This window comes from Nocardia sp. MH4, assembly GCF_019266065.1.
Taxonomy (GTDB): Bacteria; Actinomycetota; Actinomycetes; order Mycobacteriales; family Mycobacteriaceae; genus Nocardia; species Nocardia canadensis.
The window spans coordinates 44,990-54,911 of record NZ_LPNR01000130.1; the positions used below are offsets into that span (position 1 = coordinate 44,990).

Genomic DNA, 9,922 nt, shown 5'->3' on the forward strand with positions numbered 1-9,922 from the left:
GACCGCGCTCGTCGGGAAGTTGACCGAGCGGGACCGGTGGCTCCTGCGGATGTTGCACGAGCACCGCGTCCTGACCACCAACCAGCTCTCAGCACTCGCCTTCCCTACCCCTGCCAAGGCGTTGCGGCGGCTGACTCTGCTGCACCGCTACGGCGTGGTGGATCGGTTCCGGCCGTTGCGGACTCGGGGAAGCGCGCCGATGCACTGGGTCCTGGCCCCGGCCGGGGCCGGGGTGCTCGCCGCGGAAGCCGGGATCACGGTGCGCGAGCTGGGCTACAACCACCAGCGCGCCCTGGCCGTCTCCCACAGCCTGCACCTGGCCCACACCCTCGGCGTGGCCGACTGGTTCACCGCCCTGATCGCCCACCCCGACCACGACCAGCGCGGCGAACCCTCCCGAGTGCGGGCGTGGTGGTCCCAGACCCGCTGCGAACGCCTCTGGGGAGACCTCGCCCACCCCGACGCCTTCGGCCGCTACACCTACGCCGAGACCACCCTGGACTTCTTCCTCGAATACGACCTCGACACCACCCGAGGGCTGTCCAAGGTCGCGGCCAAACTGAACGGCTTCGCCGAACTGGCCCGCACCACCGGCCTCATCACCCCGGTCCTGTTCTGGGTACCGAGCATCGCCCGCGAGACCAGAACACGTGCGGCGCTCCACCGGACGTGGGAGCGGCTCCCCGACCCGGAGGCCGTGCCCGTGGCCACCGCCGCCGCCGAACTCCTCTCCTCCGGCGCGCAGGCCAGTCCCGCCGAGCAGGTGTGGCTGTCGCTGGGCCCCGACAGCAAACGCAAACGCCTGCACCACCTCGCCGCCGTGTGGCCCCGACGCACGCCACCGGCCGAGGAGATCGACCCGGAACCGACCGCGCTAGGCGGCATCATCACCCTCTCCCCGCCGCCACCCCAGCCGCCACGCTCCGAGTCGTGGTGAAGCTCTGATACTGGTCAAGACCCTGGGGGCGGGATTCGCGGGATTCGTGTTCCTCACCGTCGTCATCGCGACCGTCGTCAGCGCCGTCGTCGTGTTCGACCACACGCTCGCACCCGCCCCAGGGGGCTCGATCGGCACCGGCTCGACCCCGAGCACCGAAGCACAGCAAGACATCCCGGCCGAGATGCTCGTGCTCTATCAAGCCGCCGCCGGGGACTGCCCCGGCCTGGACTGGTCGGTGCTCGCCGCGATCGGCAAGATCGAGACCGAACACGGACGCTCCACCCTGCCCGGAGTGTCCTCCGGCGAGAACAGCTCCGGAGCCGGCGGGCCGATGCAGTTCCTCGCCCCCACCTTCGACTCCGTCGTCGCCCTGCATCCCCTGCCCGCCGGTGGCGCGAACCCGCCCTCGCGCTACAACCCCTCCGACGCCATCCACGCCGCCGCGTTCTACCTGTGCGACTCCGGTGCACCCGGGGACATGTACTTTGCGATCTTCGCTTACAACCACGCCGACTGGTACGTCGACCAGGTCCTCGACCAAGCCGCCCGCTACCGAGCCATCACACCCGACACCTCCGGCGGCGACTGCTCTACTGCCTCACCGCCGAACCCGACAGCCGCACAGGTGATTTCGTTTGCCTGCGCTCAACTGGGACTCCCGTACGTGTGGGGCGGCAACGGGCCCGAGGTGAACGGCGGCTGGGACTGCTCCGGACTCACCCAAGCCGCCTACCGCGCCGCTGGGATCTCCATCCCGCGCACCACCTACGACCAAGTTCACACCGGCACACCGGTGTCCGAGGACCAGCTCGCCCCCGGCGACCTCGTCTTCTACAGCACAGGCGGCGACGTCCACCACGTCGGCATCTACCTCGGCGCAGGCCAGATGGTGCACGCACCCACCTTCAACGAACCCGTCCAGGTCTCGCCCTACCGGTGGCCCGGAGACGACTACTACACCGCCACCCGACCCACCCCCGCCCACAACAACAACTCTCCCGCTGCCCCCTGAACACCAACTCCCGAACGGAGAACCTCTATGCGCCACAACCACTCGCGAACTATCCGCGTCGCCCTGTGCGCGGCCGTCACCGCAACCACCGTGACGACCGGTGTCGCCGCCGCAGAACCCACACCCGACCGCACCGGTTCCCAGTGCCCGCGCTGGACCGCGCTGCTGGCACCAGGCACCTACGAGACAACCTCGACCGTCGGACAGGCCACACCCGGTCAGATCCTCACCCAGCTCGGGGAATCGCTGACCACCCGCTACGGCACCGATATCGAGGTCCGTACACTCGCGCCATCCGCCGGTGCGGGGTCGGTGAGCGGAGTCGACCTCACCGCGGCGGTGAAAGGGCTGTGCTCGGACACGCGAGTGATTTTGGCCGGCTACGGCCAGGGCGCCGAGGTCGCCGGCGACCTCGCCACCACCCTCGGCAACCGAGGCGGCCCGATCCCGGCCGCTCGGATCGTCGCTGTCGCACTCGTCTCGGACCCTCGCCGCGATGCCGCCACCGCCCAGCTCGGTACCCCGGTCTCCGGCCAGGGTGTCACCGGGCCACGCTCGCAGGGCTTCGGCGAGCTGACCGATCGGGTCCGCACGCTGTGCCTCGAAGGTGACAGCTACTGCTCGACCACCGCCGATTCCTCGCCCGTCCTCGCCGCGGTGAGCCGCGCCCTCGCCACCGCCAACACCACCTCCGGCTCAGCTCCGACCAGCACCACCAAACCCACCACCACCACGACTAAAGCCCCCACCACCACGACGAGCACACCGATCATCAGCCTCGGGTCGGACTCGACCGGGCAGATCAGCGTGTCCCAGGTCCTGGGCCAAGTCGTCACCGTAGTGAACGGGCTCGCCAGCTTCACCGCGAACGTGCCCGCGATCATCAACGACCTCGCCCAGCTGCCCGGGCTGGTCACCTCTGGAGACGTGCGCGGCGTGCACCGCGTCTCCGGCGACCTGAACAACCAGTTCGCCCCGCTGGTCGAGCTTGCCGATGGACTCGACCTGCGCCTGGTAGCGCAGGCGCTGGCGTTGGCCGCGCCGCTGGACACCACCGGGGTCGCCACGATCGCCGCCGAGATCGTCGGTGTCCTGGCCGGACTCGACATCTCGCGTATCGCCACCGATGTCGGCCGCGCGCAGGAGATCGCGTGGACCGCTGTGGAATTCCTTGCCGATGGCGACCCGGTGGCGGCGGTGCTGACGCTGACCGGGCTGGCACCGGTCGCCGCCGATCTCGTCTCGGCCACCGCCGCAGCGTTCACCGGCGGGCAGTTCCCCACCCTGACCAACACCTACACCGCCACCACCACAGGGACGGACGCGGCGGGCACCGCTACGCGCACCGCCGTTCCGGCCGCCCAGGACGGCCACACGGCCCCGTTCGACGCCACCGGCTACAACACCGCCGCCCCCGTGCTGACCGACTGGATCACCCAGGCCATCGACCGCAGCGAATAGCCCGCGCCGTCCACGTACAGCGCACAAGAAACGGCCCGTGGTGCCGAGCGGAATGCTCGGCACCACGGGCCGTTTCAGCGGGTAGGCGGGTCAGGAGATGAGTGGCGGCACCGCGCGCAGGCCCGGCGCGGCCGGGCCCCTGTCGTTGCGGAACCGCCACGACGGCAACGCCCTGTACACGGTCACGGTCTGCTCGTCACCGTCGTTGCCGCCGTCGCTGGTGTCCCCGCTGTCCTGTTTGGGCAGCTGCTCCAGGGTTGCCGCGACCACCTCGCGGGCGGCGGTTTCGAGGTCGCTGTAGAGGGTGCCGGTCAACGGGCCGCTCATGACACGCACCGCACCGGAGTGCGGGAAGAACTCACCGTCGGTGGTCACCTGCTCGTATCGCAACGCGATCGGCACCCACGGCACCAGCGCGGCCAACACGGGCATCTGCAGCTCCCGCACCGCCGTCTCGGCGATGGAGATCCACAGCTCGAGGCCGTCGGGTGCCTGGCTGGAGTCGGCGTACACCCGGTACAGGGCCGATCCCAGGATGGCGGGGGTTGGGGTGGAGTACATAGTCGAGCACCTTTCTCAAAGGTTAGATTGAGAGGGCGGTGTCGGACCCCCCGGAGCTATCTCCTCCGGGGATTCCGGCATCGCCCAGTTTCAGGACGCGAGGGTGAATTTCTTAGGGGCCGTGCCGGTCTGGCGCGCGGTCCCGCCATCGGTCAACTTGACCAGGGCGTTGTGGACCGCGCCGCTGGAGCGGGCCAGGGCTTTGCCGATCTGGTGTGGGGTGAACTCCTTTCCGGGGTTTTCGTGCAGGAAGTCCTCGACCTGTCCGCGCAGCGCACCGGCGGGCAGGCGTTCGACCGTTGACTCCGCGTCGCCCGCAGCGCCGTTGTGGGCCGCCGCCGGGGGTTGCGGGGCCACGGTGGCGGTTTCGTCGCCCGTGGGGGCGGCTGCCGCCGTCTCCGGGGTGGTGTCGGGCGCGGGGTCGGCCGGGGCCGCCTGTTCGGCGGGGGTGGCCGGTTCGGGCGCGGTGGGTTCGGCCACAACGGGTTCCGGAGTAACGGGGTCGGCCGGTGCGGGCTCCGGTTCGGCGGGTGTGGTAGTCGCCGCGTCCGGCGCGGCCGGGGCCGGGGACGGTTCGGGTTTCGCTCCGGCGGTCCAGCTCTTCCCGGCCCGAGGCTTGCCCGGATCGGTGGCCGCCCACACGGCCCCGGCGAGTTCCCATTCCGTCAGCAGATGCCGCGCCGCGATGGTCTCGATGGCCGCAATTTCCGCCAGATCTGCGGTAGTGCTGCCGGGGTGGGTTTTCAGCGCCTTCCACAGCGCCCGAGCTTCGGCGCTGTGCAACGCGGGCACCTCCGCCGCCGACACGGTGGCGGATTCGGGTGCGGGCTCGCTGGTTTCGGGCGACGATCCGACCGGTTCGGCCGTCTCAGGAGACACCGCGCTCGGATCGGTGGGTTCGGCCGGGCCCGGGTCGGTGGGTTCGAGCGGGCCCGGATCGGTGGGGGCGGGGTCCGGTTCGATGGTGGCGGGTGTGCCTGTGCCCTGGGTCCAGGTCTTGGCCGCGCGGGGTGATGCGAAGTCGGTGTGCGATTGGGCGCACCCGGCGGTTTCCCACTGGGTTAGCAGCCGCCGCGCGGTGGACTGGCCGATCCCGGCGATGTCGGCCAGCGCGGCGGTGGTGTTGTCAGGGTGGGCGCGCAGCGCCGCCCACAACGCCCGGGTGCTGTCGCGGCGCGGCACCGGCACCGACCGCGATCCGTTTTCCGGGGTGGGTGCGGCCGTTTCCGTGGCCACGGCGGCGTTCTTGGTTTTCGACATGGGGGTTCCTTCCAACAAATGGGTTTGGTGAATTCGGTGATGTCCCCGGGTGGGGACGGAATGCGCACCGATCGGGGCAATTTCCCCGGGCGGTCGGTGCCCTTCCGGTTTCCATGACCGCTCGATAGGGCGTGTGATGTCAAGCGGAATGTGGAAATTAGTTCCGGTCGCGAATTCCTCTCGTCTGATTCCGTAATGGCCTCGGCGCGAGCGGAATTCGAGTCCCCGGTGTTGACTCAGGGATGGCGAGGCGACTCACGCCGGCGGCCTCGCCGCGGGCGCGTGGCACGCGAGCCGCGGACTCGACGCACGAGACGGTCACGGGTGCGCCAGAGGCGAGTCGACCGTGTCGGTGCCGGGCTCGCCGGAGTCGGCCTCGGCAGGTTCTGTGTTGCCGGTGGCGGGCTGGGTGCCGAGTGCCTGGCGAAGTCGTCGCCCGCCGCCGGTCAGCTCGTAGTCCACTTCGTGGTCGAGTTCCCAGCTTTCGGCGCACTCGACGCAAATGGTGCGGCCGTGCGCGCAGCGCCACGTTTTGCCTACCAACAGGATTCGGCCGGGCGGGTCGTCGCTGTCGCGCGGCCTGACCACGACGTAGGCGTTGCCGCTGAGTTTGGCTCCCGGTTTGATGACGCCGTCCTCGTCGTGGGTGCGAGTGTCTTTCACGGTGTGCTCCTGTTCGGGTTCGGTTGGAGTGCTGGCGGGTTCACCGGGCGAGGCGCGTGCGCAGGGGGCCGGTGGTGCGGTCGAGCCACACCGTCGCCGCGTGCCCGTGCGAGCCCCGACGCAACCTCTCGGCGGCCCCGGCGGCGTAGGCGGCGATGTCGTCGGGGTGCACGAGGTGGATACGCGGGGCGGCATAGCAGCCCGTGCCGCCGGTCACGTGCGCCACGGTGAACATGCCGCGCTCGTCGTGCGGGCCCGAGGCGTAGATGACGAACTGGTCGCCGGTGATGGCGTTGGCGATCACGTAGATCGCGTCGAGTGCTGTTGTGGTGGGAATCGCGGGATCGATCACGGTGTCTCCTTGGTTGCCGTCCCGGGTGCGGGGCGGGATGGGGGGTGATGGTTGGGCCGCACCGGTGGCCGATGTCGGCCCGGTCCGGGTGCCCCGGGGCGTACTGCACTCCCAGGGCACCCGGTGTTCAGGCGGCGGGTTCGAGTCGACTCAGCGGGTCGACTCGCCCGCGCGTGTGCCATCGGTCAACCTCTGGCCGGTTGCGTCGAAGGCGAGGTATTGCCCGATCTCCGCCGGTGTGAGCAGGCCGCTGTCGATGAGGCTCTGCCGGGTTTCGGCGAGGTGGCCGAGACCGTCATCGATGTCGGTTCCCTCGTGCTCGATGGGGTCCTCGGCGTCAGGGTCGCGGAAACGGCCCGCGCGCAGCGTGGCCGCGATCTCGGTCAGGCGCTGGGCGAGGGTTTCCGCCGCTTCGGCGAATTCGTCCTGGTCACTGCGCAGCCGGGCGAGCGCTTCGTCGCGTTTGGTGTCCCGGTAGGCGCGCATCCGGTCGAGCCACTGCGCCGAGGGGTCCTGATGTGCAGGCACCAGCGCCCACGGTGCGGCGAAACCTCTCCCGCCGGTGGCGGTTTCGATCACGCACTCGGGAACGTGGTAGTCGAAAACCTGGAGCACAACACCGCGCCAAGTGCGGTTGTGGAGGCCGGTTACCTCGTCGCCGACCTCGATCGGGCAGATCACCTCGCCGCGGGTGTCGGTGTCGGTGTCGATGGGAGTCTGGTCGGTAGCGGGGGTGTCGGTCATGGTGAGTCTCCTGTTGTTGCCGCCCCGGGCCGGGGCGGGTAGGGGTGTTGGTGGGTGATGGCAGGGCCGCGCCGTGACCGGTAGCGGCCCGGTCCCGGGGCCCCGGGCGCGGTGTGCGCCCCGGGGCCCCGGGGGCTAGGCGGCGCGCACGGCGGCAGTGATGGCGCGGGCGATCGCGGTGGCGGTGGTGGCCGGGTCGGAGACCGTGTGCACGGTCGCCCCGTTCAGCGGAGTCGGGGCTCCCGGGCGGCCGGGGCGTCTGCCGGTGTTCGGTGCCAGCCACAGCACCGCGCACCCCGCCGCGCGTACGGCGTCGAGTCGGCGCTGGGCGGCCTCGCGTTCGTAGTCTCGGTAGATGCCGTCGGAGATGATCACCAGTAGCCGGGTCGCGCCGGGCCGTGACAGGCCGAGGGCCCCGTCGAGTGCGACCGTGGCGGCACCGAGGGCGTGGTATTTGTCCGGGCAACCGAACTCGCTGACGTGGGCGGGGGCGGTGCCCGGGTAGGTGATGGGGGCCACCGTCGCCCCGAACGTCACGGTCGCGGTGGTGGCGGGCAGCGCGGCCAGCTCGGCGGCACGGGCGATGATCCACGCGGCCGAGGACACCGGCGCGGCGAACGCGCGCATCGAGGAGGACACATCGCAGGCGATGCCGACTCGCAGCGGCGGGTGCGGGCTGTTCTTTCGGGTGGTGCGGGTGAACGGTTCGGCGGTCGGGATGGCACCGGCGGCGAGCTGGGCTTGGCGAGCCAGCACACCGCGCATCCGCACCCGCCCGGGCGGCACCACGGAGGTCGTTTTCACCGTGGCGCGTTCGCGGGCGGCGGCGGTGTCCAGCGCGCGGGCCAGCACCCGCGCGGCGCTGTGTTCTGTGGTCAGCGGGGTGCGGGTGCGGGCCACGGTGCGGGAGCGGGCCGGTGTCTTACCGTCGCCGAACACGTGCTCGGCCATCCGCTGTGCCTCTTCGGCAGTGGCGGCGGCAGCCTCGCGTGCGGCAGCGGCGGACTCGGCCGGGTCGGCGGGAACCGGGTTCGCCGCGACCTCGGCGGCGATGGCGGCGGCGGTGGCCTCGATGGCCGCGCCCAACAGTGAGGCCGGTATCGGTGTGGCGTGCGGTTCGGGGCCCACGATGTCGAACCAGCGCCGTCCGAGTTCGAGCATGGCGGCGGTGTCGGTATCGGCCACGGTGTGTGCCTCGCGCCAGATCGCGCGCAATTTGGTGAGGGTGTCGGTGCCGAGGATGGACTCGATCTCGCGCACCAGTGGCGCGCATTCGGACTCGGTCAGTACCCCGGCGTCGATCCGGCCGAGCACGAGGGCGGCGTTGTGCGCGGCGGCGTAGGCGGTGCGTGGGAGATGGGCGGCGGCGGTTTGGCCGCCGTTGTCGCCGATCACGATCTCGGTGGCGCTGGCGCGCAACCAATGCCGATCGTCGGGGCGGCGGCGAATCTGGGCGGCCTCGATGCGTGACTCTTCGAGCAGTTTCGCCGCTTTCGCCACCTCGGGGTGTGCCAGCAGCGGGGCCCGCCATACCGTGTGTTTGGCGTGCGCGCACTCGTGCACGAGCGCGCCCCACACGGCCGGGTAGTTGTTGCGGTCACTGTTGCGGGCCGGGCGCGCGGTGGCCGGGTCGATCTTGAGTCGGGCCCCGTCGAGTTCGATGGCGGCCAGTGCGGGCACGAACACCGCCGGGTGTCCGAACGCGGCACCGGGGGCGATGCTCACAGTCAGGTCGTCGCGGTCGGCGATCGGCGGAACCTCGGCGGTCATGGCAGCCGAGAGGGTGGCCCATCCCCCGGTGACGGGCACCGAGGCCGGGGCGGGGGTCGCAGGCGTGGCGGCGGGGGCCGCCCCTGCCCCGGCGGGGGCCGGGGTGGAAGCGGTGCCGGTGCCCGGGGTGGCGGGCGCGGCGGGGCTAGCGGGGGCGGGGGTGGTGATCACGTGGCCGGTCATGGCGGGCAGTACCTTTCGGGCGTGCGGGCGGCGGGGGTGGTGGTTAGAGGCGGGGGCCGAGGGCGAGCGGGGTGTGGGTGGTGCCGCACACGGTTTTCATCACGGCGGCCACTACGTCGCGGTCCTCTTCGGGGGCGGCCCCGAGGAGGTTGGCCATGGCGGTGTCGGGGTCGGTGGCGGCGGCGATCTTGCGGAACGCCAGCAGCTCGCGCAATTGCGGGGCCCACCCGACCTCGCCCTTGGCCTGCCGGGCGGCCAGCTCGCGCGCCACTTTCACCGCGCGGCGTTCCACCCCGAGCTGGGTGGCCAGGTCGAGGTCGCTGACCACCTGCACCTGGAACGCGAACCGGGAACTCAGCGCGTCGGACAGGATGGCTCCGTGCACGCCGGGGTTGTGGCCTGCCACCACGAAGAATCCGGGCTCGGCCTTGACCACTGCGCCGGTTGCTTTGACCACCAGCTCTTTTCGGCCGTCCATCGCGGGATACACCGCCGCGAGCACGGTCGGCGAGATCAGGGTCGCGTCGTCGATGAACAACACCCGGCCCTCTTTCATCGCGCGAACGAGGGGCCCGTCCACGAACACGAAACGGCCATCGGGGGTTTGGGTGTACTCGCCCACGAAATCGGCGACCGTGGTGTCCCCGTCGCCCTGCACTGTGAGCAGGTCGCCGTAGGCGGCCTCGATGAGCGAGGTCTTGCCGGTGCCGGGCGGCCCGTACAGCAGCACCGGCACCTCGGCGGTGCGCATGGTCTGCAACACCTCCACGTCGGCGCGTCCGGCGAGCTTGCGCAGGTGGTAGTCCTGCCCGTTCGGCCGGGCCACCGTGTTACCCGTGCGGGCCGGGGCCGCCGAGGCGGCGGGCGCGGCCGGGGCCGGGGTGGCGGTTTTCTTAATGCGGCGGGCCGGTTTCGGCTTGCTGGGGGCCGGGGCCGCCGGGGTGGCAGGCGCGGCCGGAGCCGGGGCGGTAGCGGC

General features: G+C 71.3%; 10 protein-coding genes. 3 read left to right on the top strand and 7 right to left on the bottom strand.

Annotation, left to right across the window (positions count from 1 at the left end; genetic code table 11):
* Positions 1 to 19 precede the first annotated feature (19 nt).
* Genes ATM97_RS31960 through ATM97_RS31970 form a run of 3 tightly spaced genes read left to right on the top strand, consistent with a single transcriptional unit; the run spans position 20 to position 3,413 of the window.
* Positions 20 to 937 (top strand): replication-relaxation family protein, encoded by a 918-nt coding sequence (locus tag ATM97_RS31960; protein ID WP_218721941.1) that lies wholly within the window; start codon positions 20 to 22, stop codon positions 935 to 937.
* A 46-nt stretch (positions 938 to 983) separates the two neighbouring features.
* Complete coding sequence (locus ATM97_RS31965) at positions 984 to 1,952, top strand: bifunctional lytic transglycosylase/C40 family peptidase (protein ID WP_308248695.1); 969 nt, start codon at positions 984 to 986, stop codon at positions 1,950 to 1,952.
* Between the two features lie 27 nt (positions 1,953 to 1,979).
* Entirely contained in the window at positions 1,980 to 3,413 is a 1,434-nt protein-coding gene (locus tag ATM97_RS31970) for a cutinase family protein (RefSeq protein WP_218721942.1), read from the top strand.
* A gap of 90 nt (positions 3,414 to 3,503) precedes the next feature.
* On the opposite strand, the gene ATM97_RS31975 is transcribed toward ATM97_RS31970, so the two are convergent.
* From ATM97_RS31975 to ATM97_RS32005, 7 genes are all read right to left on the bottom strand, one after another.
* The gene (locus ATM97_RS31975) at positions 3,504 to 3,974 is read right to left on the bottom strand and encodes a hypothetical protein (protein ID WP_218721943.1); all 471 of its coding nucleotides are present in this window, start codon (positions 3,972 to 3,974) and stop codon (positions 3,504 to 3,506) included.
* Between the two features lie 90 nt (positions 3,975 to 4,064).
* Entirely contained in the window at positions 4,065 to 5,234 is a 1,170-nt protein-coding gene (locus ATM97_RS31980; RefSeq protein ID WP_218721944.1) for a hypothetical protein, read from the bottom strand.
* Between the two features lie 318 nt (positions 5,235 to 5,552).
* A complete protein-coding gene (locus ATM97_RS31985; RefSeq protein ID WP_218721945.1) occupies positions 5,553 to 5,897 on the bottom strand; it encodes a hypothetical protein in 345 nt (114 codons plus the stop codon).
* 40 nt (positions 5,898 to 5,937) lie between these two features.
* Positions 5,938 to 6,249, bottom strand: a complete 312-nt coding sequence (locus ATM97_RS31990; protein WP_218721946.1) for a hypothetical protein — start codon at positions 6,247 to 6,249, stop codon at positions 5,938 to 5,940.
* 150 nt (positions 6,250 to 6,399) lie between these two features.
* Positions 6,400 to 6,993 (bottom strand): hypothetical protein, encoded by a 594-nt coding sequence (locus tag ATM97_RS31995; RefSeq protein ID WP_218721947.1) that lies wholly within the window; start codon positions 6,991 to 6,993, stop codon positions 6,400 to 6,402.
* 135 nt (positions 6,994 to 7,128) lie between these two features.
* Positions 7,129 to 8,946, bottom strand: coding sequence for a VWA domain-containing protein (locus tag ATM97_RS32000; protein WP_255588715.1), 1,818 nt, complete (start codon positions 8,944 to 8,946; stop codon positions 7,129 to 7,131).
* Positions 8,947 to 8,989: 43 nt separating this feature from the next.
* Positions 8,990 to 9,922 (bottom strand): AAA family ATPase (locus tag ATM97_RS32005; RefSeq protein WP_218721948.1); only part of this gene is annotated, 933 nt, incomplete at its 5' end.